We start from the raw sequence: 26,509 nt of genomic DNA, 5'->3' as shown, positions 1-26,509 counted from the left end.
TTATCTGGGGTCGAAGGACATCAGGCCGGATGGTCGGGCGTCTTCTTTGACGGAGCCATATAGGGTTTCGTCACATCTTTCAAAGTGACCTCCAGCGCCTCTACGCTGAGACGAATGGCTCCATCGCCCGCGAGCGTGAGTTCGACATGGCCCGCCGGTGCGTCGGTTTCGGAGAACGTAACGGACAGCAGCGACAAAACAGTTTCGGTATCCTTGCGGTCGATACCGTTGCTGGCCACACCTATGACCGTCTCGAACACCAACAAGGACTGCACCCGTTCCGGTGCCGTCCCTCTGGCGGGCCCGTCTTCCCAGCGGAAGCGGTTCAAAAGCACCGCAAACCGGTTGGCCTGCCGGTCCCAGCGCATTTCCTGCGCCGGAAAAATCGCATCCTGGGTCAGCGCGGAAATGACCGAGAGGTCATCCGCATCCATCGCGCCCAGATTGAGCGGTGCTTCACGGCCATCTTCAAAACGCGCGTCGGTCATGTCTCGGAAATCCGCTCGATATTGGCGCCCACACCGGAAAGCTTGGCGACCACATGCTCGTACCCCCGATCCAGGTGATACACCCGGCCAACCCGGGTTTCCCCTTCGGCGGCCAGCCCTGCCAGGATGAGCGAGACCGAGGCGCGCAGATCGGTCGCCATCACCGGCGCGCCCTTGAGCTTTTCCACACCCGTCACGGTTGCCGTGCCGCCGTGCACCTCGATATCCGCGCCCATCCGCATCAGCTCAGGCGCATGCATGAACCTGTTTTCGAATATCTTTTCTTCCAGAACCGATGTGCCCCAGGCCGTGCACAACAGCGCCATCATCTGGGCCTGCAGATCCGTGGGGAACCCGGGGAACGGTTCCGTCGTCACATCAACCGCGTTGATGTCATTCCCGCGCCGTTTGACGGATAACCCATCCTGCGTCTCGGTCACATCAATGCCAGCCGCGTCCAGTTTCTCGCAAAACGCCTCGACAAGGCCAAGCCGCCCGCCCAGAAGCTCGACCTCGCCCCCGCAGATCGCCGGGGCCAGCATGTAGGTGCCCAACTCGATCCGGTCGGTGACCACCGTATGCGTCGCGCCACCGAGCCGGTCGACCCCTTCAATGGTGATGATCGAAGTGCCTTCCCCCGCGATCCGTGCGCCCATCGCGCGCAGACATTGCGCAAGGTCGACGATTTCCGGCTCCCGCGCCGCATTGTTGATCACGGTTGTGCCTTTGGCCAGCGTCGCGGCCATCAGCGCGTTCTCGGTGGCGCCGACGGAGGCGAACTCGAAATCAACTTTACCACCCGTGAGGCCCTTGGACGCCTTGGCATGGACATAACCATCCTTGAGCTCCAGCTCCGCGCCCATTGCTTCCAGCGCCTTGAGGTGCAGATCGACAGGTCGCGCCCCAATGGCACAGCCACCGGGCAGGGACACAACCGCATGCCCCATGCGCGCCAGCATCGGCCCCAAAACGAGGATCGAGGCGCGCATCTTGCGCACGATGTCATAATGCGCGGTGTGGTTGTTGATGTCGTGGCTGGAAAGAGCAATGACCTGCCCGCCCTGCAGGGAAGTCACCTCCGCCCCCAGAGACTGCAAAAGCTGGGTCATCGTCTTGATATCGCTGAGACGCGGCGCATTGATGAGCGTCAGCGGCTCTTCGGTCAGCAAGGTCGCGGGCATCAGGGTGAGGCAAGCGTTCTTCGCCCCCGCAATGGGGATTTGCCCGCTCAGCGGGCCGCCGCCTCTAACAAGAATGGAGTCCATGCGCCTATGCGTCCTTTTCTGGTCCGGCCGGAGCCGAAGTGCCTGTGTTTGCCCCTTGGTCCTGAGCCCGCGCGCGGGCCTGGGCCTTGCGTCGGGCAAGGTTTGCCTTCAGCGCGGCTTTGAGCCGATCTGCGCGCGCATCATTCGCTTTGGCGGAATCTTTGGGGTCTGCTTTCTGTGCCATGGCGCTTGTCTATCGCAGGTGGCACAAAGCGTCCAGATTGGGCTTGCGCCGCTGCGGGTTTGGGTCTAATCACCCCATCGATCGGCGCTGCTGTAGCTCAGAGGTAGAGCACTCCCTTGGTAAGGGAGAGGTCGAGAGTTCGATTCTCTCCAGCAGCACCATCTCTCTTTTTTACTCCGAAAATCTCTCTAAGCACCTGAAAGAGAATGATAATTCGGGATCTCCATATATACCATTTGGACAGTATCGAAGTGGCTCAGCAAACACCAACCGAAGCACGGTTTAACGCATAGTGTAGTCACCATTTTGTATATTTTCCAGGGGCTTAACGGAAGCCGCAAGGCGAGTTCCATACAATCCTCAAACCGACCCTTTTCAGGGACGGAATTTTCCATCTTCTCCTTTGGCAAAATTTTGTCTCGTTCGAGTTTCTCGATCTTGTCTTCATAGGCGCTCACGACTGAAACGTTGTTCGCCTCAACTATGCGATCCAAAAGGCTTTCGATCTGACGGTTCAGACTATCAAGCTGGTTCTTGAGCGCGGTCTTTTCGCTTTGCACGATGGCAAATCTCTTATCTCAAGCATCACGCATCATTGCCTTAGCAAGTTCAAAGAAATTCTCGGCAAGCGCGCGCCTTCATGATCTCTGACCCAGCCCCCTGAATTCAGGCCACTGAGGTGCTAGTGATCCGTCCAAGCAAAGGATGGACTATGAAACGCAGATTTAGTGACGAACAGATCATTGGGATGATCAAAGAATACGAGGCGGGCGTGAAAGCGCAGGAGCTGTGCCGGAAGTACGGGATCAGTGATGCCACATTCTACAAATACAAAGCCAAGTTCGGTGGGATGAACGTGTCTGACGCGAGGAAGCTACGAGCGCTTGAGGACGAGAACAATCGCCTGAAGCGGATGTTGGCGGATGCAATGCTGGACAATGCCGCACTCAAGGATCTCGTGACAAAAAATTATTGACGCCTGACGTGAAACGCAGGGCTGTGTCGGACGTGATGGATCGGCATGGCCTGTCGCAACGTCGGGCGTGTGAGTTGGCACCAGCCGTCTACGCCAATCTCAACCGTGCCACCCGGCCTGCTTCGCTTGAGCTCCGCAAGGGCTCCGCTCAGCAGGCCTTGACCGAAACCCTAGCAACAGAAAAGAAACAGGAACGGATTCCACACTTGAACGGCCCGGATCAGGGGGCTGGGTCAAGCTCTTTGATTACCTAAGCCCTTGCCAAGGCATTTCTGGTTCTCTTTCGTTAGGTAACCTTGTCACAAAAGTGACACCAGCAAGCTCACTGTTGCGGATCGAGAAAGCACCATCACATGCTAGCTGTGTCTCAATATCTATGGAATCTACATACCCGTTAAAGACTATTTCAACCGTCTTACCCGCCGGAACTTCTGTCGAACTGGCGGTTGCTGGAAAGACAAAACTACCATCTGGTAGTCGTAGAGATGCGAGGTTGTGTTCCCGGTCTAAGTCTGGCGCGTCCCTCCAACCTTTCGAAATGATTTCAGCATCTTTCGTCAACACGCATGAAATCCTTCTAGGCATGCTTATCGTTATGTCTCCATAGTTGGAAACTTGTGCGCGAACGGTAACCCTTGTCTGAAAAAAGCGGCCGTCATCTCTCTGTGAAAACTCCAAGACCCCACTTGTTGATACTTCGATAGATGGAAACAGTTCAATTTTCGCAGCCACCAAACTTTGCGTCGCTAATGCGAAGACACTGAACAGAGCGACAAGAACCGTAAGCGACGAGTCGGAAATCGAGATAACTTTCCGCCAATTCTGCCAAGTGTCACATTCGGTGCACCGGATCTGAGCTTCTCGCAAATGTGCTTGACATGCCCAGCAAAGCTTTTCCGTCATTCCAAGCACCCCCAGAAACCTTGCCGCGATAGTTGATGCCATCGTTCATAGAATGTCATTTCTTTTTTCCGATCCGACAAGAGCCGCCATTCGTACGTCGCGCAGCATCGGTGACTATGGGCTCGGAGCCGCCGTCGGTGTAGGCGCAGCATCTTGGTGCCTGTTTCATCTGGCCTCGCTGAGGACGGCCCATAAGAGACATTGAACGCGCTCTTCCGTCGCTGCGATGCGGCCCGTCAGACCGACCGTTCGCTGCGAGAGCAAAAAACAGGCTTCAAGCCAACTCACAGTTGCGGACAAACCTGCAGTTCGGGATTTTCAGATGTATGTCTGCTTGCGGCAAAAACGAGCTTTCCCAGCTGTAAGTTTACGGTCGCATTCGAGAGCGACGTGGAAACAGTTCTTGTTATCAGTTTAACCACGCAGATCCACGAGCGCGAAGATAAATGAGCCAGTGTTAAAATAAGGTCTGCAATGATCGTACGTCGTTGTGCAGCAACTCCAGTCGTGCAGAAGGATCACGTATTCCTGCCCCTCCCCGATCACCTCATATCCAAGTGTCATGTCTTACTCCTTTTGCTGAACAGACCCTGGAGGCGCAGCAGTGTCTTTGTACGAAGCCAGAGCGAAACCGGTCCATACGGAACAGGTTTTTGGATCCCTTTGATCCGGTGCCCCGGCTCAAATCTATTTCGTGAAATGCGAGGCACTGCAGTTCCGAGTCCTTGGACGTTACGCCGCCTCGGTGACATCCAAAGCAAACTCAGGGTAATTGGTGTATCCGGTTGCCCCGCCCGCGTAGAATGTGGACTTGTCGACCTTGTTCAGCGGCAATCCTTCTTTGAGACGGTGCACTAGGGTCAGGACTCATAACCAATAGATGACGGTTGCTGCGAGAGCGATGGCGGACAGGAAGACCTTCGGGCACCTGTCGTATCGTGTCGCAATGCGTCGCCAATCCTTTAGCCTGCCGAACATGATCTCGATCCGGTTCCGGCGTTTGTAGCGGCGCTTGTCGTATTTCACCGCCTTCTTGCGCTGCTTTCGACCCGGGATACAGGCGCGTATCCCATTGTCTTTCAATGCTTCTCTGAACCAGTCGGCATCATAGCCGCGGTCCCCGAGCAACCAATCGACATCCGGCAAGCTGCTGAGCAGTGCTCGAGCACCGATGTAGTCGCTGACTTGTCCGGCGGTCACGAAGAGGTTGAGCGGTCGGCCCTGGCTATCGCAGATAGCGTGCAATTTAGTGTTCATGCCACCCTTCGTCCGACCAATCAAGCGTCCACGCCCCCCTTTTTCACGCTTAAACTGGTCGCCGTTCGGTGGGCCTTGAGGTAGGTGGCGTCGATCATCACGGTCTTCGTCTCACCGTGCTCGGCAGCCAGACCGGCCATCATTTGAGCGAAGATGCCCTTTTCGCTCCATCGTTTCCAGCGGTTGTAGAGCGTCTTGTGCGGACCGTAGGCGGTGGGGGCATCCCGCCACCGCAAGCCATTGCGATTGATGAAGATAATCCCACTCAGCACACGTCGGTCATTGTCTTAGCCCCGTAGAACTGTGCCACTATTTTGGTGTCACAGGAGGGATGATGGATGGCGCGGAAGCGGTATTCGGATGAAGATGCGTTGAAGCTTTTGCGTGAGATTGACGTGCATTTGCACGATGGGTTGGATGTTGTGAGTGCGTGTCGGAAAAGCCCTGCCATTGATGCTGTCATGGCAGCGACAAAGAGAATTGATGCCGAAAATCTCGAAAGGTACCGGATTGAGCTCTCAAAATGGCAAGAAGCGGACGAAAACCGCCCGCCATTGCCACCATCGTGCCACCTATACCTTTCCGATGTCTGACGAATGGAAGGCGTGGAACAAGATTTCGGGCAACCCGTTGGGCAAAGATGAAATGGGCGAGTTCATCGAGGAGAACGCAAAAGACATCATGGACCCATCGCCAGCCATCCTTGGAATGAAGGAGGGGACCAAGAACCAACCTTGGGAAAATCGCCTGATCCAGACCGCAGCACAGATCGATGGACGCTACGGCCAACTTGCCCAACTGCTGGCCATGTCAAAACAATTTCAGGTCTTCGAAAGCAGCGATCTTGAAGTGAAGACAAACCGCGATACCGGCGAAGCCACGGTTCATTTCATGAACGAACACAAGGATGCGCAGGGCAAGCCTATCAACATCCCGAACCTGATCATCATTGCTATCCCGGTGTTCAAGGGCGGCGCGCTGTATCGCATGCCTGTCCGGTTCAGGTACCGCAAAAACGGCAGCAAGATCGCGTTCATCCTGAAAATCTACAACCCGGAAAAAGCCATGCAAGCGGCCTTTGACGAAGCTGTCACAACGGCGACAGAAGGCACGTCACTGCCAATGTTCAAGGGCTCACCCGAAGTTTGATTTCTAATCTGCCCCTTCGCGAGAGGGGGCAGCGATAGGAACCTGAAACCGGAGATGTCTTGAATGAACTGGTACGGCGAACAGCGGCAGAACTGGATCAAGGAAATGCTGCGCATCTACGGCTTCATCAACCGCGCGCACATCGTGGAGAAATTCGGTTGCTCTGCCCAACTGGCAGGCCACGACCTGACCGCCTTCCAGGCTGCAAATGCCGATTGGGTGCAATATAATCCGCGCCGCAGGGCCTACGTGAACCTAAACCACACTTGGTGGAAATCAGCGAAGGACCCGCAACAATGACACAGAAAGACAAAAAGAGCGTCAGGGAAATCGCACGCGCAGCAGGCCTACCACCCGCTCCCGTGCTCCGCTCTAAGACCGGACAAAATGTCAGCCTGCAAACCGCAGCAAAGATGCGCCCCTTCGTTGATAACTGCCCGCGCTGCGGGATGTCAGCAGAGGCAGATCCGAAAGCACTCATTCATTCCGCCGTAAAGGCAAATGGAGAACGCCTGCTTTCAATCGCTGAGAACTTCAAGCCCAAGGACCATTTCGAAATCCGCGATGCCGGTAGTGATTATTGCCTAGGAGTTCGACACATTTGCGATGCTCTGCGAGAGGCCATAGAAGCGGAAGGGGGTAACGTGTGACCCGTAGAGTTATCCAATGCCCCTGACCAAGGACTTTCCACCTCGCCTGCTTCCAGCACCGCAGGCCGCGCACTATCTGGGCGTGTCGGAATCAAAGCTTAGAGCACTCGCCATTCCGCGGCGGGAACTGGACAGCAAACGGGTCTATGACCGCAACGACCTTGACGCTTTCGCGGATGACCTGCCCTATGAGACGCCAGAGACAAATGAGGAATCAGAGTGCGACGCCGCAAACAAGGCATGGGGACTGGTAAGTTGAAGGGCCTGCGGCGCTTCACCCAGGACGGCGTGCGCTACGTCTACCACCGCGCGACCGGCATCCGCATGCCAGACCTGCCCGAAAACGACAACCGGTTTCTGAAAGCCTACCTCGAAGCCGAACAACAAATCGAGACCGCGCCAGCGCCGAGGAAGCGCAGCGCCGCACCCAAGGCCGGAACACTGTCTTACGGCTGGCGTAAGTTCATTTTGTCTGATGACTTCAAAGATTTGAGCGAAGGATATCGCGTCCGGCTGCAGGCTCACGCGGATGAAATACTTGCGACAGGTGGCAGGGTACCAATGCGCGGAATTCGTTCAGAGCATATCGAAAAAGATCTGGCCGATATGCCACCCGGAACCACCCGGAACAGTAAGCGGATGCGCATGAAAACATGGCGCGCACTATTCGCCTACCTCAAGAACGAAAAAATGATCGAAAAGAACTACGCACTGCTGGCGGAATTGCCGAGGGCAGGAAAAAGCGACAAGCACAAACTCTGGACCAAGGAACACGTTGCGCGTTTTAGACAACACTGGCCCCTGCACACCACGCAGCGCGTTACACTAGAATTGCTTTTGTTTTTCGGTTGTAGATTGAGCGACGCAGTTCGGCTTGGGCCTGGAATGGTGGATCGAGACGGATGGCTGCGCTTCACCCAGAAAAAAACAAAGGGCGAGGTCGAAATTCCATTTGATCGGCCATTGCCGAGTTTCGCTGACCGTGAAGCACATGACCTATTTCGGCGGGCGTTGGCCCTTCGCCAAGGCAAACACATGACTTGGATTGTCACAGCATATGGGGCCGCTAGATCAGAGAAGGCGGCAAGCAGTTGGTTCTCCGAGGCCTGCAGAGCCGCTGGCCTAAAAGGGATTGACCGTCGCACAGCTCACGGATTGCGGGTCACCTGCCTCAGCAGGATGGCCGAACGCGATGCAACGCCACATCAGATCGGCGCATGGGGCGGCCATGAATCCTTGAAGGAAATCGAGGCATACACCAAGTCGGCAAACAAGCGACGGATACTATCCGCGAACGAACCGAATACGCAAATTGTTCAGGTCGTAAAATCCTGAACAAAATGAGGTCTTAAACCAATGTTTTTATTGAACAATTTTTTGAAGTGGCGGACCGAGGAGGATTCGAACCCCCGACCCCTTGATTCGTAGTCAAGTACTCTATCCAGCTGAGCTATCGGTCCACTGTCGCGCGGTTTAGTGCTGTGGGCAGGTTTATGCAAGCCAAATCGGCGGAAAATTTCGTTCACGTCAGGTTATGGCTCTGGACGTTGCCGGTCTTTACAAATGTACACCATTCCGGCCGCTTTAAACGACGACTTCCGACCGCGCCGCAACCTTGCCATTTGACGTCATCGTCCCATCGCCTTTCGGCAGGCAAATCGTGAAACAGGTGCCATCCTGTCCGGTTCTGGCAAGCTCCAGTGTCCCGCCGTGCCCGCGGATCAATTCCGCAGAAATCGCAAGGCCAAGACCCGAGCCACCTTTACGGGCGCCCCCCTGAAACGGCGTAAAGAGGTGCTCTTGCGCCTTTGCGGGCAATCCCGGCCCCGTGTCGGTGACATCAACCCACCAGGCCTCGTCATCTTCGCGCGCATCCACGCTGATCTCTCCAGCCGTGCCTGTTGACACCAAGGCCTGACGGGCGTTGCGGATGAGATTAGCCAGAACACGGTACAGCTGTTCCGGATCGGCGCGCACCATCATTCCGAAAGGCACGGCACAGGCGAAACTGACATCAGCGTCGCCCACGGCGAGCCGTTCACTGTCGATCACCTCTTCGACCAGATCCGCCAGAGGCAGCATGGTCAATGTGGGGCTTGGTTCTTCGGCTTTGCCGAAGGCCAGCGTGCTTTCGCAGAGATGCACGGCCCGTGTGATACTGCTGACCAGCTTCGGAGCCATGCGTTTGACCGTCGGGTCTTCACTCATTTCGATCCGGTCGGTGAAAAGCTGTGCGGAGGTAAGGATATTACGCAGATCGTGACTGATCTTGCTGACAGCACTGCCCAGTTGCGCCAGCCGGTCTTTCTGCCGCAGGGCCTGGGTCAAATCGGTTTCCAGCTTTTGCAACGCTTCTTCTGCCTCGCGCAGTTCGGTCACGCTCGCCGAGGGCGTAATGATCCGGCGTGCATCCTCCGGGGCTTCCGCATAGTTCTGCATGTGCCCGACCACACCCTTGATGGGCTTGAGCAGCAAGGCACGCATGGCAATAAACAGCAAGAATGCCGTGAAGATCGAAATCACTGCAGAGAGGATCAGAATACGAATACCGTAGTCGATCATCGCATCCCGCAGGGGGGTGGTTTCCATCGTGATCTCGATCAGCAGCCCGGCGTCGCGAACCGGCGCGCCGATCACCCGGATGACCTCGTTCTCGGGGGAAACAAAGCGGGTCAATGCATCGCGGATCAGAACGGCGGCCCCATCCTCTCGCATGTCAAAGGTCTGTGAGATCGGTTGCGGCAATTGCGAGGCGAGCATGAGTTGCCGCACCTGATCACGGCGCAGCACCACGTTGAAGACGCCCGCGTTCTCCAGCAGCTCAGCCTCCAGTTCGCGGTCAATCATATCATCGGCCAACAGAGCCAATGATGCAATCTGCGCCCGTTCCAGCCGGTTCATCAGGTAGTCTTCGCGGAACCGCGCAATCGACGGCACGAAGATCAGGACCTCGGCCAACATCACGAAGATGGTGGTCAAGATAACCAGACGTCCTGAGAGCGAATTGAACATGGGCGTCAGCGTTTCACGGCACGAGGCGTTGAACAAGCCCTACAATCCGTTTGACCATGGGGCTGTCAAAGAGCCGCGGGCTAAAATAGGCCCCTGCGGCGCGCTTGTTGATCTCTCCGATTGTGGGATAAGGCGCGACCATCGCGGCGATCTGGCTCATCTTCATGCCATTGGCCAGGGCAAGGGCCCAGAGGTTGATCAGCTCGCCCGCCTGATATCCGACGATGGATGCCCCCACCGGGCGCCCCTTGGCCACCATCACCTTGATGAACCCCTTGGTCTTGCGCTCGGCAATCGCCCGATCGTTGTGATCGTAGTGAAAGCGCACGACCTCCAAATTGCTGCCGTGCGCCTTCTTGGCTTCAGCCTCGGTCATGCCGACCTGCGCCAGTTCGGGATCGGTATAGGTGGCCCAGGGGATATGCGCCGTCTTGGCCTTGGAGGGCAAGGCAAACAGCATCGAACGGATGATGACCCCTGCGTGATACCCCGCGACATGGGTGAACTGCAGACCGCCTGCCGCGTCCCCGATGGCATAGACCTTGCGGTTGGCTGTGCGCAGGCTGGCATCCACCTTCACGCCGGTTTTTGTGGTCTTTATACCCGCCGCGTCGAGATTCAGCTTTTCGGTATTGGTCTTGCGCCCCACCGCCATCAGCAGATGGGTTCCCTTGATCTGGCGACCGTCGTTCGTCACCACCTCGATGGCGCCGGGTTTGCCCCTGATTTCGGCGGCTTTCGCGTCTTCTTCGATCACGACACCTTCGTCGCGCAGGCTGTTCAGCACCACCGCTGCCAGTTCAGGGTCGTCTTTTCCAAGCGCCTTGGCGCCTTCGATCACAGTGACCTTGCTGCCCAGGCGCACGTGAGCCTGCGCCATTTCCATCCCGATCGGACCACCGCCGATGATCAGCAGGTGTTCGGGCGGCTCGCGCAGGTCAAACAGCGTCTCGTTGGTCTCATATGGCACATTTTCCAAGCCGGAGATCGGCGGCACCAGCGGCGAGGACCCGGTCGCAATCACGATACGCCGCGCCGTGATCACCGTGTCGCCCGCCTGCACTTCGTTGGAGGAGATAAAATGCCCGAATTCCCGTATGACCTTGACACCCAGCCCCTCGAAACGCTCCTGGCTGTCCACGGGTTCGATCTGTGCAATCACGTCGGCCACGTGATCCTTGGCCGCTGCATAGTCTGCCGTACCGCGCGCGTTCGCGACCCCATATTGTTCGGCGTGGCGCTGCGCATAGGCGGCCTTGCCGCTGGCAATCAGCGCTTTGGACGGCACACAGCCATAGTTGAGGCAATCGCCCCCCATCTTGTGACCTTCCAGCAGGACCACGTCAGCGCCCATCTGCACGGCACCGGCAGCAACCGAAAGCCCACCGGAGCCTGCGCCAATGATCAGGATATCTGTCTTGATACGGTTCATATGTCAGAGATCTTTCTTGCCGGTCACGGCCTTGATCACAACGGGCAGCAGCGACAACAGGCACAGCCCCAGAATGGGCAGCAGGATGTGCGGCTCGAAGATGACGCCGAGGTTGGGGCTTTCCCCGCGCTCGAAGACCGCGCCCAACCCGGCACCAACCGAAGAGTAGACCAGCGACCCCGGAATGATCCCGAGGAACGTAGAGATCACGTAGCGGTGCAGCGGCACAGCCAGCAGCGCCGGCACCAGATTGGCGACAAAGAAGGGCACCACAGGCACCAGACGCAGCAGGAACAGCATCGACCATTGATTTTCGTCGAGACCTTCCTTGATCTTGCGCACCTTGCCTTCTGACGCATCAATGTGGGCCTTGAGCTTTTCACCCAATCCGTAGCGCGCGGCGAGGAAGATTATCGTTGCCCCCAGCGTTGCGGCCGTCACGCTCAGCGCGGAACCACCGAAGGTGCCAAAGAGAAACCCGCCGGTGAGCGTCGCGGCCGATGCCCCTGGAAGCGAAAACGCCACGATCAAGATATAGGCGGCGAGAAAGCTCAGGGTCGTCAGCAGAAAGTGACTGTCGCGAAAGGCAATCAGCGCCTCGCGGTTGTCGCGCAAGGCATCAAAACTGATATAATCTCTCAGTGTGAAAGCCCCGACTACGGCAACGCCAAGGATCACGATCAGGGGCAGGTTGCGCATCAGCCCCGATTTGGAGCCGGATTTGGGATCGTCCGTCATATCTGACATTACACTGTCCTCTCAGAGCGCCTGTTTCAATTCAATTGCTAGATGACGGCTTATGGCGCGCAGCGATAGGGCCATCACGGGCGCTTGATCAGCTGTGACGGCCTGGCCGCTCTAACCCCGTGAAACGGCTCTATTTGAAACAAGTTGATACCCCCTTACCCCGCGGGATCCGAAATTATTGCAATCTGCGGCAATATTCCCGCCTTCGGGGTTTGACTTGGGGCCCAGAGCGCTTTAGAGCACGGGCTTCGAGTGACACCGGAGGGCCGCGCGATTCCGCGTCACCCGGCAGCAGACATGGAGACGGAGCGATGAAACGCACCTATCAACCTTCCAACCTCGTGCGCAAGCGGCGCCACGGTTTCCGCGCGCGTATGGCCACCAAAGCCGGTCGCAAGATCATCAATGCGCGCCGCGCCCAGGGCCGGAAATCGCTGAGCGCCTGATCGCGCCACGGACAAGGTCGGGAACATGACACCGCCGCAAGCTTCTCCGCCGGGCACATCTGCCTCCGGAGAGACGCTTCCGGCGGTTTCTTTACGTCTGGAGACGCTTAAGAAACGCGCGGACTTCCAACGGGCCGCGCGGGCCAGGCGGGTTGCGATGCCGGGCTTTATCCTGCAGATGCGCAAACGTCCTGACGGGGACGCGCAAGGCGTACGGGTCGGGTACACCTGCTCCAAGAAGGTTGGCAACGCCGTGGCACGAAACCGCGCCAAACGTCGGCTGCGCGAAGCGGCGCGGCTTGTGCTGGCACGTCAGGGCCGCGACGGCATGGACTATGTGTTGATCGGGCGACGCGATCACACCGCCACCCTGCCCTTCGAGCAATTGCAGGCGGATCTCGAAACCGCGCTGCGCAAGTTGCATGGTCAGGTCACATGACACCCTTGGCGCGGCTCATGGCGCTTCCCATACGCGCCTATCGTCTGCTTTTCAGCCCCTGGGTCGGGCACAACTGCCGCTACCAACCAACGTGCAGCGCCTACGCTTTGGAATGTCTTGAACGGCACGGTGCGTGGCAAGGCGGTTGGCTCACGTTGCGACGTCTTGCCCGGTGTCATCCGTGGGGCGCCAGCGGATATGACCCGGTACCGCCCCCGAAACAGGAAGATACCCAGTAACCTGTGGATCAGGGCTGCTTTTCAAAGGTGATGATGACCTCGCCAATATCAACACCATAGCGTTTCATATAGGCGCGGTTGAGGATGCGCGTATCGCTCAGCAACCACATCCAGTCATCGAAACGCACTCGCAGCGTGCCATCCGGGACCGGCAGGTCGATGGTGTATTGCCAGTTGAAGGTATCGCCCCGCTCTTCGCCCGTCGCTTCGCCAATCACCCCCGGAGCGGTGCCGCGCCATGTCTCCGGTCCGGTCGTCTGCAAGCTCCAGACCCGCTGTTCCGTGCTACCGTCTTCGTACAAGAAATCCTCAACCAGTTTCAGCGTCTCACCGTCCCAGGTGCCCTCTATTTCGACGTCGAAACGGCGGCGAACGGTGCCAAAGACATCCTGAAATTGGCCGTATGCAACGACACGCCCGTCAAAAAACTCTTCAAGGTTCAACTGCCGAGCGGACAGCGCATCATCCTCCAGAGCAGGCTTGCCGACACAGGCAGACAGCAGGGCCGTACAAGCAATGGCGATCAGAAATCGAAGCATGAGAACCTCCTTAACTGCAAGGAAGTACGTTCAGCAGGCGCTTTTGGTTCAACCCGAGTATGGACATGACGGCATGGCCATCTCACGACCGGGGTGGGGAGACAGCGGCTGCGCAGTGTCCCCAAGGCCCGCGGCTGACGGGCAGCGCCCATCGCCTTCAAACTGCATGGGGATCAGCTGTCCGCAACCTCGTCATCGACTTTGCGCTTTGACAGATCCAGCACTGGCGCGCTTTCGGACGCAGCCCGACTGTTCAGGGCAAGCCCCGCAAAGTCCCACAGCTTGGGGTCAAGCAGATGCGACGGACGCGCGTTCATCAGCGCCCGGAACATCACCTGCCTGCGTCCGGGGCTGTTCTTCTCCCAGCCGTCGAGGATCTGCTTGACCTGCTGGCGCTTCAGCCCGTCCTGGCTGCCGCACAGATCGCAGGGAATGATCGGATAATCCATGGCCCGCGCGAACCGCTCGCAATCCTGCTCCGCGACATGCGCCAGCGGGCGGAGGACAAAAAGATCGCCCTCTTCATTCACCAGCTTCGGCGGCATCGTCGCGAGCCGTCCCCCATGAAAGAGGTTCATTAGGAAGGTCTCCAGCATATCGTCCCGGTGATGACCAAGCACAACGGCGGTGCAGCCCTCCTCCCGCGCGATGCGGTACAGGTTGCCCCGCCGGAGCCGGGAACACAGCGCGCAATACGTCCTTCCCTGCGGCACCTTGTCCATCACAATGGAGTAGGTGTCCTGATACTCGATCCGGTGCGGCACGCCCGTCCGCTCCAGAAACTCGGGCAGAACGGTCGCGGGGAAACCGGGTTGCCCCTGATCGAGGTTACAGGCCAGCAACTCGACCGGCAGAAGACCGCGCCATTTCAGCTCATAGAGCATCGCCAACAGCGTATAGCTGTCCTTGCCACCCGACAGGCAGACAAGCCAGCGCGGATTGCGCCCTTGCACCATGCCGTACTGGTCGACCGCTTCGCGAGTGTACCGCACGATCCGCTTGCGCAGCTTGCGGAATTCCGTCGTCTGCGGTGCGCCGTGAAAGAGGGGGTGTATATCATTGAGCTCATCGGACATGGCTGAGTGCATAGGGCAAAGCCTTGGCCACGAAAAGAGGCCAGGCGGTTTCAAAGACATCGCGTCTCGTTTTCTCTGTCAGCTGTTTGATCGTGCGACCAATGTATCAAAGCACTGGGCACCCCTCCCCGGCGCTCATTTCCGCAATCAAAGCGACATGTGGCACGGGTGGGCAAGCAGGTGCATGCAGGGCTGCTGGTGGGGCCAGCCCTGCGCCACGTTCGAAAAGCGCAAGCCTTTTCATGTCGTTAATTCCTGGCCGTTCAGGGTCGATATCAAGACCCGGAATTTGGGAAAATTTTAGGCAATCCCGGCCTATTCACGGCAGGTTTGTTAACGAGGAGGTCATTGGTACCAGCATATCTTGCTGCGCAAAGTGCTTTGTGCACGGCTCTGAAAGGTACGCAACATGGCAGGGGTCTTCGCCGATAAAGCTGCAAGGGTGCGCAACAAGATCGCCGGGGTTCTGACGCGGCCCCTTGCCCTGGCCTGTCTGCCGGCGGTTTCCTTGGGCATTTACTGGCTCGGCGGCGACACCGCCCTCATCGCCGTCGCTGTCCTGATGCCGCTGGTCTATGTTCTCATCGGCGGAAATGACGCCTCCAATCGCGGGGCGAACACCTCCAGTCGCTCCCCCTTACAGGACCGGAAAGCATTCGAGGCCACCGTGGCAAGTGTTTTCAAACAAACACGCGAGACCTCTCTTTTCTCGGCAATCTTTAAGGTCGAGATCGATGAAACGGACGGTATCGTTGATCGATATGGTCAAGCTGCCACGGACCTGATCGTCACGCGCACAGGGGAACGCATGGCGGCGGTGCTACGCGACGGCGACGCGATTGCACGCACCGGGGACTTCAAGTTCACCGCCTGTCTGAAACCGGTGAAACAGCTTGACCTTGAACTCTGCATCCAGTTGGCGGGGCGGCTGCAAACTGCGCTGGAAGAACCGATCTCGATAGATGGCACAACGGTCTACATCACCACATCCGTCGGGTTCTGCCAGCATACGCGGGTGATCAACAAGTCCCCCCGCGCCTGGATCGAAGCGGCCCGCACCGCTCTCCGGGAGGCACAAGCCCACGGCCCGAATGCGATACGCGCCTATTCCGACGAGATGAAGCATAGGACGGAAACGCGTGCGGAACTGCGTCATGAGGTCGCCAACGCGCTGGAAAGTGGGGACATCAAGCCCTGGTTTCAGCCCCAGATTTCGACCGATACAGGTCTCGTAACAGGTTTTGAAGCACTGGCGCGCTGGGAACACCCTCAACGTGGGATGATCTCGCCGGCCGATTTCCTGCCCGCGATCGAACAGGCCGACATGCTCGAACGGCTGGCGGAGGTCATGATGTACCACGCCTTTACAGCGATGAAAGCCTGGGATGAAGCAGGGGCGTCAGTGCCGCAAATCGGTGTGAATTTTGCCGGTCCGGAATTGCGGAACCCGCGACTGATCGACAAGGTGAAATGGGAGCTTGACCGCTTCGACCTGACCCCAGAACGGTTGGCTGTCGAAGTTCTGGAAACCGTCGTCTCGAACGCACCCGATGATATCATTGCGCGCAACATCAACGGGTTGGGCGAGCTGGGCTGCCGCATAGATCTTGATGACTTTGGCACGGGCCATGCCTCCATTGCCTCTATCCGTCGCTTCTCGGTCAGCAGGATTAAAATTGACCGGTCCTTCGTGATGAAGGCCGACCGGGACCCCGAACAGCAGCGTATGATCAGCGCCATCCTGACCATGGCGGAGCGTCTGGGCGTCGAAACACTGGCCGAAGGCGTCGAGACAGTCGGCGAACACGCGTTGCTTGCGCAGCTTGGGTGCAATCATGTGCAAGGGTTCGGGATTGGCAAACCGATGCCCTTTGACGAAACAGTTGCATGGGTGGCAAGCCACAACACAAAGCTGCAGGACGTTCCGCGCATCTTGGGAAATCGCGCCAACTGACCGCAAAATCGGACGCCGCCAGGGTGGCCCCTGGTATGCACGTCCCGGTCACGTCCACCTGAGTGAAAACAGCCCAAAAACCCCGAATCCGCTTGACCTTTGGGTCTGCACTCTGTTGAACCCACGCTGATACAAACAGATCAGGTGGCTGTCCCAGATGGACGATCAAAACAAGAACCTTATTCTTGCAACAGCACTCAGTTTCCTCGTGATCCTGGTCTGGTTTATCCTGTTCCCGCCCCCTGAACCGGACATTCCGCTCGAAAGCGTTCCGGCAGCAGAATCGACCGGGTCAGACAGCCCTGCCATCGCGACCGTCCCCTCTTCGACGGCTGACACGCAGGCGGCACCTGAAACGGAAACGCGTGAGGATGCCCTGGCTGACGCACCGCGTATTCCTGTCCTCACAGACCGGGTCAGCGGATCGGTGTCCCTGCTTGGCGGGCGGATCGACGATCTGTCGCTCAATGACTACCGCGTCACGCAGGAAGAAGGCGCTGAAATCGTCAAGATGCTCTCTCCTGTGGGCACAGTCGACGCTTATTATGCGCTTTATGGCTGGGCGCCGGGTGCCGGAATGGATCCCTCTTCGGTGCCGGGGCCCAATACACTCTGGACGCTGGCCAGCGGTGAAACCTTGACCGTCGACAACCCGATTACGTTGACATGGGACAACGGCGCCGGTCAGCTCTTCACGCGCACAATTGCCATTGATGCCGACTACCTGTTCACGGTCACGCAATCCGTCGCCAACACCGGCGCAGGGCCCGTCAGCATGGCCCCCTACGGCGTGCTCGCCCGGCATGGCGAACCCTCGGATCTGAAAAACTTCTTCATCCTGCACGAAGGCGTCGTGGCAATGGCCGATGGCGAGTTGACCGAAACCGACTGGTCGGACATGCCCGATTTCGAATTCGCGCCCCGTGAAGGCGCGCGCGCCGAGATCACACAGGTTGCCCAGAACGGCTGGATCGGGTTCACCGACCACTTCTGGATGTCCACGCTGATCCCCGCGCCGGGCAGCGCCTTCAAGTCGGTCGCCAAATACGATGAGCGTCGCGACATCTATCAGGCGGAAACCGTGCAGCCGACCCAAACCGTGGCCCCCGGCACCTCCGTCACTGTGACCAGCCAGCTGTTCGCGGGCGCCAAGGAATGGGAAACCATCCGCAACTACCAGACCGCGGGCGTCGAAGGCTTCATCGACAGCATCGACTGGGGCTGGTTCTTCTTCCTGACCAAGCCGATCTTCTGGCTGCTGCACGAACTTAACAAGCTGATCGGCAACATGGGGTGGGCGATTATCGGCCTGACCCTGATCATCAAGGCGATCCTCTTCCCGCTAGCCTACAAGTCCTACGTCTCGATGGCGAAGATGAAAGAGCTTCAGCCGCAGGTGGAAAAGCTCAAGGAAGAAGCGGGCGACGACCGCCAGAAGATGCAACAGGGCATGATGGAGCTCTACAAGCGCGAAAAGGTGAACCCCGCCGCGGGCTGTCTGCCCATCCTCTTGCAGATCCCGATTTTCTTCTCGCTCTACAAGGTGATCTTTGTCACGATCGAGCTGCGGCACGCGCCCTTCTTCGGCCCGTTCCAGGACCTCAGCGCCCCCGATCCCACCTCTATCATGAACCTCTTTGGCCTTCTGCCTTTCGCGGGCCCCGAACCGACCTCGATCATGGCGCTGATCTTCATCGGCATCCTGCCTCTGCTGCTCGGTATTTCCATGTGGCTGCAGCAAAAACTGAACCCCGCACCCACGGACCCGACGCAACAGATGATCTTTGCCTGGATGCCCTGGGTCTTCATGTTCATGCTGGGCAGTTTTGCCAGCGGTCTTGTGGTCTACTGGATTGCCAACAACACGATCACCTTCACGCAGCAATACCTGATCATGCGCAGCCAAGGGTATTCGCCTGACGTCTTCGGCAACATCAAGAGCAGTTTCAAACGCAAAGCTGCCGAGGACGCTGACAAGTGACGGCAAAGCTCGCCCATATCTGGCGACACCCCCTCAAGGGTCTTGGCAGCGAGGCGGTGGAGCGGGTCGATCTCGACCCTGAACAAGCAGTTGTGGGGGATCGTGCCTGGGCTTTGCTGAATGCGGAAGCAGAGGACACGGACGAGTGGCAACCCCGTCGCAACTTTCTGCAGGTTGCCTCCGGTCCGCGGCTGTCGGCCATCACTGCCGTAGAAACACCCGGTGGCGTGCGGCTGACACATCCGGATCGCGCACCGCTGGACTTCAGCCCGGCAAGCGGCACGGGCGTGCTGGCAGACTGGATCGGTGATCTATGGCCAGACAATCGCCCCGGCCCCGCCCGGCTGGTTAATGCACCGGCTCAGGGCATGACCGATGTATCCTACGCCTCCGTTTCCATCGGCAATCTGGCCTCGTTGCGTGCGCTTAGCCAAAAGGCCGGGATGGATGTCGATATGCGCCGTTTTCGGATCAACCTCTGGCTCGACGGCCTTGCGCCCTGGGAAGAGATCGATCTGCTGAAGTCCGACATCACGCTGGGCACCGCAACGCTCAGCCCGGTGGAACCTATCGAACGATGCCGCGCACCGGACGCGAACCCGGTGACAGGCAGCCGTGATCTGGGCATGCTGCGGTTGCTGGAAGACGGGTGGAATACACGGGATTTCGGTGTCTATTTCAAGGTGAGCAAAGCAGGATCCGCCAGTATCGGTGACGCCCTGACATGAGTGCCCTGCCCTTTCCCATTGCCGAAGAACCGGATCCGCAGGCATTTGAGACCGGGCGGTTGCTGTTCGCGGGTGACACTGAATTCGTCAAGGGCGTGGTTGCGATGTCTGGCCTGCCGGAGCCTGACCGGCTGGAGGTGTGTTTTGCCGGGCGTTCCAACGTCGGGAAATCCTCGCTGATCAATGCGCTGACCGGGCGCAAGGGATTGGCACGCGCTTCGAACACGCCGGGCCGCACGCAGGAGATCAACTTTTTCACCGCCGGTGAACAGCACTATCTGGTCGATCTGCCGGGCTACGGTTTCGCCAATGCGCCGGTGCCGGTTGTCGAGAAATGGCAACGGCTGTTGAAGCAATACCTGTCAGGGCGTCAGACCCTGCGCCGTGCCTTCGTGCTGATCGACGCGCGCCACGGCGTCAAGAAAGTGGACGATGAGATCCTGAGCCTGCTCGACAGTGCCGCAGTCACCTTTCAGGTGGTCCTGACGAAAGCCGACAAGGTGAAGGAAGCGGAACGCGCCAAGGTCCTGGATCAAGTGCGTGCCGCATTGACCAAACATCCCGCCGCCTACCCGGAGATCATCGTGACCTCCAGCGAAAAGGGCTGGGGCATCCCGACTTTGCGATCTATCATCGCGACACTCGAGTAGACGGGCCCCTTGCGCGACGGCGGGCACGCGATCATAACGCCGCAACGGATGGCCCAAAGATGAAGACCCAAGACATGAACCGTGACTGGATCGCAACCGCAAGCACCCTCAACAAGGCCCTGCCGTACCTGCAGCGCTATGCCAATGCGACGGTGGTGATCAAACTCGGTGGTCACGCCATGGGCAGCGATGCCGCGATGGAAGAGTTTGCGCGTGACGTCGTCTTGATGCGGCAGGTCGGCGTGAACCCGGTGATCGTGCATGGCGGCGGGCCGATGATCAATGCGATGCTGGAAAAGCTCCAGATCAAATCGGACTTCGTGAACGGCAAGCGGGTCACAGATGCGGCCACCATGGACGTGGTGGAAATGGTGCTCGCCGGTCTCGTGAACAAGCGAATCGTGCAGGCGATTAACCGTCAGGGCGGGCGCGCCGTGGGGCTGTCGGGCAAGGATGCGGGAATGATCACCTGCACGCAGGCGGACCCGGATTTAGGGTTTGTCGGCGCGCCGCAAGAGGTCAATCCAAGGCTGCTGCGCGATCTGACGGAAAAGGAATACATCCCGGTCATCGCGCCGCTTGGCATGGGTCGGGAGGGCGAAACCTTCAACATCAACGGCGATACGGCGGCGGGCGCCGTGGCCGCCGCACTCAAGGCCGACCGGCTCTTGCTGCTCACCGATGTCGCAGGCGTGAAAAACGAAAGCGGCGAGGTGGTGACCGAGCTCAGCGCCGACCAGATCCGCGAGATGACCAGCGCCGGTACCATCGCCGGCGGCATGATCCCCAAGACGGAGACCGCATTGGAAGCCATCGAGGGCGGCGTCCGGGCGGCGGTCATCCTCGATGGGCGTGCGCCCAATGCCTGCCTGCTGGAGCTTTTTACCGAGCATGGCGCGGGGTCGATCATCCGCGCGGGCTAACGCAGATGTGTCAAGCTGTCGCTTGGTCTGGACCGTGCGCTGCAGTACATGTGTGCCATGGAAAACGAAGTTGTCATCCGCCTGAGCATCTTTCTGGGCCTCTTCGCCGTTCTGGCCACGCTTGAGGCACTGGCACCGCGGCGTGTCCGAAGCCAGACAAGGCGTCGGCGCTGGACCACGAACTGGGGCATCACCATCGCCAACACGCTGACCCTGCGGGCGATGGCTTTTGCGATGCCGCTGCTTGCCGTCGGGGCTGCCCTGGATGCGCAGGCGCAGGGCTGGGGTCTGTTCAATGCGCTTGGCTGGCCGGGCTGGTTGGAGATCGGCATCGCCATTCTGGTGCTCGATTTTGCAATCTGGCTGCAGCATCTGATCACCCATAAGGTGCCGATCTTGTGGCGCTTGCACCGCGTGCACCATGCGGATGTGGATATGGATGTCACCACGGCAATCCGGTTTCACCCGGTGGAGATTGCCCTCTCCATGGTGTTGAAAATCGGGCTGGTCTACCTGCTAGGTCCGGCAGCCATTGCCGTCATCCTTTTCGAGATCCTGCTGAACGGCACGGCGATGTTCAACCATGCCAATATCCGGCTGCCGCTCTGGCTTGATGCGATGGTGCGGCGCCTGCTGGTCACGCCGGATATGCACCGGGTGCATCATTCCGTGCATCGTTCCGAGCACGACAGCAACTATGGCTTTGCTCTGTCAATCTGGGACCAGATGTTCGGCACCTATATCGCGCAACCAGCGGCCGGGCATGATGACATGGAAGTTGGGCTGGAGTGGCAGGATGACCGGCCCAGCCGGTTCGGATGGTCCATCGCCCTGCCCTTTGCCAGGAAATGACCCTGGAGGATATCTCAAGACTGGCAGCGCCCTTCGGGCTCTTTGTCATGGGTGCGAGACATGGAACACGGTCTGACATCGACGATGCCGGAGAAACGCTGGTGCTGTTGGGAGCTGGCCAAAAGTGCTGGGCACATTTCACGTCCGCTGCGGAGTACCGCGACACCCGGCCGGACCCGCTGGATCGGTGGTCAAAGCGTGTGATCGGAGAGATCGCACAGACACTGGGTGGCGCGGCGGTTTTCCCCTCTGATGGTCCCCCCTACGCACCCTTCATCCGTTGGTCGTTGGAGACGGGACGCTTCTTTCAAAGCCCGACCGGCATGATGATCCATGACGACGCCGGGCTGATGATCTCCATCCGCGGGGCGCTGTGGATCGACGCGGTGTTAGACATCCCCGCCGCTGTCGCACCAAGCCCATGCGACAGCTGTTCCGATCAACCCTGCACAACCGCCTGTCCGGTTGACGCCCTTGCGGCCACGCGTGCCTACGATGTACCGGTATGCAAAAGCTATCTGGAAACGGACCGGGGCCAGGATTGCATGATGCAAGGGTGCAGGGTTCGGCGCGCTTGCCCCGTTTCGCAGCGCTTTGGCCGCGCCCCGGCACAATCGGCCTTCCATATGGCGGCCTTCAAAGGATGACCCCGTGCTCAGACTGATCCTCATGCGTCACGCGAAATCGGACTGGAACCATCCGCATCTGGGCGATCACGACCGCCCGTTGAACAAGCGCGGGGTGGCCTCTGCCAAAGCCTTGGGGGGTTGGCTGCGCAGGACGGGATACCAGCCGGATCAGGTGCTGAGTTCTTCCTCCGAGCGGACAGGGCAGACCTGTGTAGGGCTGGCGTTGCCAGATGAAACACCGATCACCTTCACCCGTGCGCTCTATATGGCTGAACCTGAGATCATGCTGGATGTCTTGCGCACAGCGACGGGGCAGTGTGTCCTCATGCTGGGTCACAATGCGGGTATTGCGGAGATGGCCGAGCGGATCGTCAAGGCGCCGCCACAGCACGACCGGTTTGCCGACTATCCGACCGGGGCGACCCTGGTTGTCGATTTCGATGCTGAGGCGTGGAAGCAAATCGGCTGGCACCAGGGCCAGCCGATTGATTTCGTGATCCCGCGGGAGCTGGTGTAAAGGTGGCCTGAAAGCCCACCCTACCTGTTAATGGCCCAGGATCTGGCTGAGGAACAGCTGTGTGCGCGGGCTTTGCGGGTTGTTGAAGAAGGCCTCTGGCTCGTTCTGCTCCACGATTTGCCCTGCGTCCATGAAGATGACGCGGTTCGCCACCTGCCGCGCAAAGCCCATCTCATGGGTCACGCAGAGCATGGTCATGCCCTCTTCGGCGAGCTCGATCATCGTGTCGAGCACCTCCTTAATCATCTCCGGATCCAGCGCCGAAGTTGGCTCGTCAAAGAGCATGATGCGCGGGCGCATGCACAGGCTGCGCGCAATCGCCACCCGCTGCTGCTGACCGCCCGAGAGTTGACCGGGATACTTCATCGCCTGATCGGGGATTTTGACCTTCTCAAGGAAGTGCATCGCCGTCTCTTCGGCTTCCTTCTTGGGTGTTTTGCGCACCCAGATCGGCGCCAGTGTGCAGTTCTCCAGGATCGTCAGATGCGGGAAGAGGTTGAAGTGCTGAAAGCACATGCCCACCTCCGAGCGGATCTTGTCGATGTTCTTGAGATCCGACGACAAGAGCGTGCCGTCCACTTCGATAGAGCCCTGCTGGTGCTCTTCCAGCGCGTTGATGCAGCGGATGAGCGTGGATTTCCCCGAGCCCGAGGGCCCGCAGATGACAATACGTTCGCCGCGGTTGACCGTGAGGTCGATGTCGCGCAGCACGTGGAATGTGCCGTACCACTTGTTCATCTTCGAGATGGTGATGGCGATCTCATCCGAGACCTGCATTTGAGTTGCGTGTTCAGCCATTGGTCAGGCCTTTCTTTTCTATTTCCCTGCCGCTTTCGCGAGGTGCGGGAAGATTAACGGTGGTCGGTCGCAAGGCGACGTTCGAGCCATTGTGAGTATTGCGAGATGCCGTAGCAGACGACGAAGAACAGGAGTGCCGCAAAGCCCAGCAGTTCCCAGTAGACGCCGTTCCATTCGGTCGAGGCGAGGATCGGGCCGCGGATCATGCCGACGAGGTCGAACATGGAGATCACCGAGACCAGCGTGGTATCCTTGAAGAGGCCCACGGCCACGTTCACGATGCCGGGGATGGAAATCTTCAGCGCCTGCGGCAGGATGATCAGCCGCATTGCCTGCGGGTAATCGAGCCCCAGGCTGTCCGCCGCCTCATACTGCCCTTTGGGCAAAGCAGCAAGACCGCCCCGGATCACCTCGGCGATATAGGCCGCCGAGAACATGGTGATCATGATCACCACGCGCAGGAACAGGTCGACACTGGATTCCGGCGGGAAGAAGTAGCTGAGCATCACCGAGGCCACGAAGAGCAACGTGATCAGCGGCACGCCGCGAATGAACTCGATGAAGACAACACAGACCACCTTGATCAACGGCATGCTGGACTGGCGCCCCAGCGCCAGCGCAATGCCGATGGGGATCGACAGCGACACGCAGGTGACCCCCAGCATCATATTGAGCATGAAACCACCGAGATCGCGGCTGGGCACCGGTGTCAGCATGGCATTGTTCGAGGCCCCTGCCGGGATCAGCAGGCCGCCGATGTACCAGATCGCCAAAGCCGCCGCGATACCGCCGAAGAAACCTGCAGCAAAGCTGCCCGTCACAAACCGTTGGTAGACGGCAAAGCCGCCGATACAGCCGACAAGTGCCAGGATCGGCACGAAGATGGTGCCACCCCAGATCAGATAGTAGGCGATGAAGGGGAACAAGCCGGTGAAGATCAGCAGCTTGCGCGGCAGATCAAAGAACAACACCGGCGCGACAGCGACGAACAGCAGCACGAATGCCAGTGTCGGACGCCAGTAAAGGTCCGACGGATACTTGAAGCCAAAGAGCAGTTGCGGCCAGCGTTCGGTCAGCACCGCAAAACAGGCACCCGTCGCGCCCTGCAGGATCTCGCGGCATTCCGCGAGGCTGTTGGCGCTCCAGACGCCGTTCAGGATCCACGGCAGCGTGGGCGCGAGGATGAGGTAGATGGCGTAAAGCGCGAGCAGGGTAAGCACCGCATTTGCGGGCGTTGCAAAAAGATTCTCGCGCATCCATTTGACCGGGCCCGTCGCGGCATAGGGCGGCGGGGCCGATGGGATTTCCGTATCACGCACGAAGGCGACGGTTTGGGCATGTGTATCTGACATGGGCCTCAGCGCTCCTTCAGCTTAACGGAGTTGTTGTAGACGTTCATGATCGCCGAAATCGACAGGGAGATCGTGAGGTAGAACAGCATCAGCAGGAGCACGCATTCAATGGCGCGGCCCGTCTGGTTCAGCGTGATGCCGCCCAGCGTCGCGGTGATATCGGCGTAGCCCACGGCAATCGCCAGCGAGGAGTTCTTGGTGATGTTGAGATATTGCGAGATCAGTGGCGGAATGATGACGCGCAGCGCCTGTGGCAGCACCACAAGGTTCATCACGCGACCGGGGCGCAATCCTAGTGCGGAGGCGGCCTCGGTCTGGCCCTTGCTGACCGCCTGGATACCCGCGCGCACGTTCTCAGCGATGAAGGCACCGGTGTAGATCGACAAAGCAAACCACAGTGCGATCAGCGGACCACCGACCTTGATGCCGCCCTGGAAATTGAAGCCACGCAGCTCGGGGATATCGAGCCCGATCGGGCGCCCGAGGATGTAGAACATCAGGATGGTCGGCACGAAGAAGATCGCAAGGCTTGGCCAGCCCATGGGCAGCAGACGCCCGGTGGAGTAGAGCAGGTTTGTCGCATAGCGGCGGTAGGCGATGACGCCGATCACCGACGCGATGAAGGTTGCGACCACCACCATGGAGCCCGGGCCCCAGACGGGGGCGGGAATGTAGATACCCCGGTTGGTAAAGGCAAAAAGATCAAGGAACATTGAAGACGTTGGATTGTCGCCGCGGAATTCACGCGGCCCCGGCAGCACAGCGGTCATGATCGTGAAGATGATGATGATCCAGATCAGCACGGGGATGTTGCGGAAAATCTCGACGTAGAAGGCCATCAACTTGCTGACCAGCCAGTTGTTGGACAGGCGCAGCACCCCGGCGATCACGCCAAAGACGGTCGCGGTGATACAGGCCAGGAAGGCCACCAACAGCGTGTTCAGAATACCGACAACGGCCGCGCGCGCGTGGCTCGACTGGCTGTCGTATTCCACAAGCGTCTGGTTGATATCGTAGCCCGCCGGCGTGCCCAGGAAATCATAGGCAATGTTCAATCCGGCCGCCGCGAGGTTGGTGAGCAGATTATTCGTCAAATACGCAAATGCGATGATCAAGACCAGCAGCGCAATCGCCTGGAACGTGAGTGACCGATACCGCGTGTCATTGATCAGCATAGACAGGCGGAAGGACTCCCGTGGTGGGTCCGTCAGTGTCGTCATTGAGTTTTTCCCCGTGGTTCCGGCCTTTGGTTTTTACGGACGCTTGCTGCGTCTCTGTGACCGGGTTGTCGTTTTATGGGTCGTCATAAGGAAAGGGCGCAGG

General features: G+C 58.9%; 30 protein-coding genes, 2 tRNA genes and 2 pseudogenes. 18 read left to right on the top strand and 16 right to left on the bottom strand.

The features are described 5' to 3' along the window. Positions 1 to 20: 20 nt before the first annotated feature. The 3 genes from ISX84_RS07890 to ISX84_RS23180 are packed head-to-tail and all read right to left on the bottom strand — an operon-like array spanning position 21 to position 1,937. On the bottom strand, positions 21 to 488 hold the full coding sequence (locus ISX84_RS07890) for a DUF2948 family protein (RefSeq protein WP_195819788.1): 468 nt from the start codon (positions 486 to 488) through the stop codon (positions 21 to 23). Continuing rightward, positions 485 to 1,753, bottom strand: a complete 1,269-nt coding sequence (gene murA / locus ISX84_RS07885) for a UDP-N-acetylglucosamine 1-carboxyvinyltransferase (RefSeq protein WP_195819787.1) — start codon at positions 1,751 to 1,753, stop codon at positions 485 to 487. Before murA ends, ISX84_RS07890 begins: the two co-directional genes overlap by 4 nt. Positions 1,754 to 1,757: 4 nt before the next feature. Next, positions 1,758 to 1,937 carry a hypothetical protein gene (locus ISX84_RS23180; RefSeq protein ID WP_229884178.1) on the bottom strand — a complete coding sequence of 60 codons (180 nt, stop codon included), beginning with the start codon at positions 1,935 to 1,937 and terminating at the stop codon, positions 1,758 to 1,760. An 86-nt stretch (positions 1,938 to 2,023) separates the two neighbouring features. Between ISX84_RS23180 and ISX84_RS07880 the strand changes: the two genes are divergently transcribed. Continuing rightward, positions 2,024 to 2,098: transfer RNA gene (locus tag ISX84_RS07880), tRNA-Thr, on the top strand. 27 nt (positions 2,099 to 2,125) lie between these two features. Here ISX84_RS07880 and ISX84_RS07875 read toward each other — a convergent pair. Continuing rightward, positions 2,126 to 2,497 carry a hypothetical protein gene (locus tag ISX84_RS07875; RefSeq protein WP_195819786.1) on the bottom strand — a complete coding sequence of 124 codons (372 nt, stop codon included), beginning with the start codon at positions 2,495 to 2,497 and terminating at the stop codon, positions 2,126 to 2,128. Positions 2,498 to 2,649: 152 nt separating this feature from the next. On the opposite strand from ISX84_RS07875, the pseudogene ISX84_RS07870 reads away from it, so the two are divergent. Further along, positions 2,650 to 2,987: pseudogene (locus ISX84_RS07870) on the top strand (transposase); the annotation flags it as partial. A 172-nt stretch (positions 2,988 to 3,159) separates the two neighbouring features. On the opposite strand, the gene ISX84_RS07865 reads toward ISX84_RS07870, so the two are convergent. The 3 genes and pseudogenes from ISX84_RS07865 to ISX84_RS07860 form a co-directional block, all read right to left on the bottom strand. Further along, positions 3,160 to 3,816, bottom strand: coding sequence for a hypothetical protein (locus tag ISX84_RS07865; protein ID WP_195819784.1), 657 nt, complete (start codon positions 3,814 to 3,816; stop codon positions 3,160 to 3,162). Positions 3,817 to 4,548: 732 nt separating this feature from the next. Further along, positions 4,549 to 4,671: a hypothetical protein gene (locus ISX84_RS23365; protein WP_268247446.1), complete on the bottom strand. Its 123-nt coding sequence runs from the start codon at positions 4,669 to 4,671 to the stop codon at positions 4,549 to 4,551. Positions 4,672 to 4,683: 12 nt separating this feature from the next. Further along, positions 4,684 to 5,357: pseudogene (locus ISX84_RS07860) on the bottom strand (IS5 family transposase); the annotation flags it as partial. A gap of 142 nt (positions 5,358 to 5,499) precedes the next feature. Here ISX84_RS07860 and ISX84_RS07855 point away from each other — a divergent pair. The 5 genes from ISX84_RS07855 to ISX84_RS23455 all read left to right on the top strand — a co-directional run bounded on the left by ISX84_RS07855 (position 5,500) and on the right by ISX84_RS23455 (position 8,207). Next, a complete protein-coding gene (locus ISX84_RS07855; RefSeq protein ID WP_195819783.1) occupies positions 5,500 to 6,222 on the top strand; it encodes a DUF2303 family protein in 723 nt (240 codons plus the stop codon). Positions 6,223 to 6,285: 63 nt separating this feature from the next. Then, positions 6,286 to 6,522, top strand: coding sequence for a hypothetical protein (locus ISX84_RS07850; RefSeq protein WP_195819782.1), 237 nt, complete (start codon positions 6,286 to 6,288; stop codon positions 6,520 to 6,522). Further along, positions 6,519 to 6,872 (top strand): hypothetical protein, encoded by a 354-nt coding sequence (locus ISX84_RS07845; protein WP_195819781.1) that lies wholly within the window; start codon positions 6,519 to 6,521, stop codon positions 6,870 to 6,872. The genes ISX84_RS07850 and ISX84_RS07845 overlap by 4 nt, the downstream gene beginning before the upstream one ends. A 16-nt stretch (positions 6,873 to 6,888) precedes the next feature. Next, complete coding sequence (locus tag ISX84_RS07840) at positions 6,889 to 7,131, top strand: helix-turn-helix domain-containing protein (protein WP_195819780.1); 243 nt, start codon at positions 6,889 to 6,891, stop codon at positions 7,129 to 7,131. Beyond that, positions 7,092 to 8,207: a tyrosine-type recombinase/integrase gene (locus tag ISX84_RS23455; protein ID WP_195819779.1), complete on the top strand. Its 1,116-nt coding sequence runs from the start codon at positions 7,092 to 7,094 to the stop codon at positions 8,205 to 8,207. Before ISX84_RS07840 ends, ISX84_RS23455 begins: the two co-directional genes overlap by 40 nt. A 48-nt stretch (positions 8,208 to 8,255) precedes the next feature. Here ISX84_RS23455 and ISX84_RS07830 read toward each other — a convergent pair. From ISX84_RS07830 to ISX84_RS07815, 4 genes are all read right to left on the bottom strand, one after another. Continuing rightward, positions 8,256 to 8,332: transfer RNA gene (locus ISX84_RS07830), tRNA-Arg, on the bottom strand. A gap of 124 nt (positions 8,333 to 8,456) precedes the next feature. Further along, on the bottom strand, positions 8,457 to 9,884 hold the full coding sequence (locus ISX84_RS07825; protein WP_195820272.1) for a sensor histidine kinase: 1,428 nt from the start codon (positions 9,882 to 9,884) through the stop codon (positions 8,457 to 8,459). Between the two features lie 13 nt (positions 9,885 to 9,897). After that, the gene (locus tag ISX84_RS07820; RefSeq protein WP_195819778.1) at positions 9,898 to 11,316 is read right to left on the bottom strand and encodes a dihydrolipoyl dehydrogenase family protein; all 1,419 of its coding nucleotides are present in this window, start codon (positions 11,314 to 11,316) and stop codon (positions 9,898 to 9,900) included. Positions 11,317 to 11,319: 3 nt separating this feature from the next. Further along, positions 11,320 to 12,063, bottom strand: a complete 744-nt coding sequence (locus tag ISX84_RS07815) for a TVP38/TMEM64 family protein (protein ID WP_195819777.1) — start codon at positions 12,061 to 12,063, stop codon at positions 11,320 to 11,322. A gap of 311 nt (positions 12,064 to 12,374) precedes the next feature. On the opposite strand from ISX84_RS07815, the gene rpmH reads away from it, so the two are divergent. Genes rpmH through yidD form a run of 3 tightly spaced genes read left to right on the top strand, consistent with a single transcriptional unit; the run spans position 12,375 to position 13,187 of the window. Beyond that, positions 12,375 to 12,509 (top strand): 50S ribosomal protein L34, encoded by a 135-nt coding sequence (gene rpmH, locus ISX84_RS07810; RefSeq protein WP_037911188.1) that lies wholly within the window; start codon positions 12,375 to 12,377, stop codon positions 12,507 to 12,509. Between the two features lie 25 nt (positions 12,510 to 12,534). Then, the gene (gene rnpA, locus ISX84_RS07805; protein WP_195819776.1) at positions 12,535 to 12,948 is read left to right on the top strand and encodes a ribonuclease P protein component; all 414 of its coding nucleotides are present in this window, start codon (positions 12,535 to 12,537) and stop codon (positions 12,946 to 12,948) included. After that, entirely contained in the window at positions 12,945 to 13,187 is a 243-nt protein-coding gene (gene yidD, locus ISX84_RS07800) for a membrane protein insertion efficiency factor YidD (protein ID WP_195819775.1), read from the top strand. Before rnpA ends, yidD begins: the two co-directional genes overlap by 4 nt. 8 nt (positions 13,188 to 13,195) lie before the next feature. On the opposite strand, the gene ISX84_RS07795 is transcribed toward yidD, so the two are convergent. Both ISX84_RS07795 and ttcA read right to left on the bottom strand, forming a co-directional pair. After that, positions 13,196 to 13,726 carry a DUF3833 domain-containing protein gene (locus ISX84_RS07795; protein WP_195819774.1) on the bottom strand — a complete coding sequence of 177 codons (531 nt, stop codon included), beginning with the start codon at positions 13,724 to 13,726 and terminating at the stop codon, positions 13,196 to 13,198. A 173-nt stretch (positions 13,727 to 13,899) separates the two neighbouring features. Continuing rightward, positions 13,900 to 14,802 (bottom strand): tRNA 2-thiocytidine(32) synthetase TtcA, encoded by a 903-nt coding sequence (gene ttcA / locus ISX84_RS07790; RefSeq protein WP_229884177.1) that lies wholly within the window; start codon positions 14,800 to 14,802, stop codon positions 13,900 to 13,902. 409 nt (positions 14,803 to 15,211) lie between these two features. Between ttcA and ISX84_RS07785 the strand changes: the two genes are divergently transcribed. The 8 genes from ISX84_RS07785 (at position 15,212) to ISX84_RS07750 (ending at position 23,036) form a co-directional block, all read left to right on the top strand. Further along, complete coding sequence (locus tag ISX84_RS07785) at positions 15,212 to 16,756, top strand: putative bifunctional diguanylate cyclase/phosphodiesterase (RefSeq protein WP_195819773.1); 1,545 nt, start codon at positions 15,212 to 15,214, stop codon at positions 16,754 to 16,756. Positions 16,757 to 16,913: 157 nt separating this feature from the next. Next, positions 16,914 to 18,737, top strand: coding sequence for a membrane protein insertase YidC (yidC, locus tag ISX84_RS07780; protein ID WP_195819772.1), 1,824 nt, complete (start codon positions 16,914 to 16,916; stop codon positions 18,735 to 18,737). After that, positions 18,734 to 19,465, top strand: a complete 732-nt coding sequence (locus ISX84_RS23450; RefSeq protein WP_195819771.1) for an MOSC domain-containing protein — start codon at positions 18,734 to 18,736, stop codon at positions 19,463 to 19,465. The genes yidC and ISX84_RS23450 overlap by 4 nt, the downstream gene beginning before the upstream one ends. Then, positions 19,462 to 20,115: a ribosome biogenesis GTP-binding protein YihA/YsxC gene (yihA, locus tag ISX84_RS07770; RefSeq protein WP_195819770.1), complete on the top strand. Its 654-nt coding sequence runs from the start codon at positions 19,462 to 19,464 to the stop codon at positions 20,113 to 20,115. The genes ISX84_RS23450 and yihA overlap by 4 nt, the downstream gene beginning before the upstream one ends. Positions 20,116 to 20,174: 59 nt before the next feature. Continuing rightward, on the top strand, positions 20,175 to 21,038 hold the full coding sequence (gene argB / locus ISX84_RS07765) for an acetylglutamate kinase (RefSeq protein ID WP_195819769.1): 864 nt from the start codon (positions 20,175 to 20,177) through the stop codon (positions 21,036 to 21,038). A 57-nt stretch (positions 21,039 to 21,095) separates the two neighbouring features. Then, positions 21,096 to 21,890 carry a sterol desaturase family protein gene (locus tag ISX84_RS07760; RefSeq protein ID WP_195819768.1) on the top strand — a complete coding sequence of 265 codons (795 nt, stop codon included), beginning with the start codon at positions 21,096 to 21,098 and terminating at the stop codon, positions 21,888 to 21,890. Further along, entirely contained in the window at positions 21,887 to 22,537 is a 651-nt protein-coding gene (locus ISX84_RS07755; protein ID WP_195819767.1) for a ferredoxin, read from the top strand. The genes ISX84_RS07760 and ISX84_RS07755 overlap by 4 nt, the downstream gene beginning before the upstream one ends. 4 nt (positions 22,538 to 22,541) lie before the next feature. Then, entirely contained in the window at positions 22,542 to 23,036 is a 495-nt protein-coding gene (locus tag ISX84_RS07750; RefSeq protein WP_195819766.1) for a SixA phosphatase family protein, read from the top strand. 27 nt (positions 23,037 to 23,063) lie between these two features. On the opposite strand, the gene ISX84_RS07745 is transcribed toward ISX84_RS07750, so the two are convergent. The 3 genes from ISX84_RS07745 to ISX84_RS07735 are packed head-to-tail and all read right to left on the bottom strand — an operon-like array spanning position 23,064 to position 26,406. Continuing rightward, positions 23,064 to 23,834, bottom strand: a complete 771-nt coding sequence (locus tag ISX84_RS07745) for an amino acid ABC transporter ATP-binding protein (protein WP_195819765.1) — start codon at positions 23,832 to 23,834, stop codon at positions 23,064 to 23,066. Between the two features lie 53 nt (positions 23,835 to 23,887). After that, on the bottom strand, positions 23,888 to 25,186 hold the full coding sequence (locus ISX84_RS07740) for an amino acid ABC transporter permease (RefSeq protein ID WP_195819764.1): 1,299 nt from the start codon (positions 25,184 to 25,186) through the stop codon (positions 23,888 to 23,890). 5 nt (positions 25,187 to 25,191) lie between these two features. After that, a complete protein-coding gene (locus tag ISX84_RS07735; protein WP_195819763.1) occupies positions 25,192 to 26,406 on the bottom strand; it encodes an amino acid ABC transporter permease in 1,215 nt (404 codons plus the stop codon). Positions 26,407 to 26,509: the final 103 nt, after the last annotated feature.

It is taken from the genome of Roseobacter sp. MH60115, assembly GCF_015644665.1.
Taxonomy (GTDB): domain Bacteria; phylum Pseudomonadota; class Alphaproteobacteria; order Rhodobacterales; family Rhodobacteraceae; genus Roseobacter.
The sequence above is the reverse complement of the archived record's forward strand: the minus strand, read 5'-3'. Positions and strand labels throughout refer to the sequence as shown.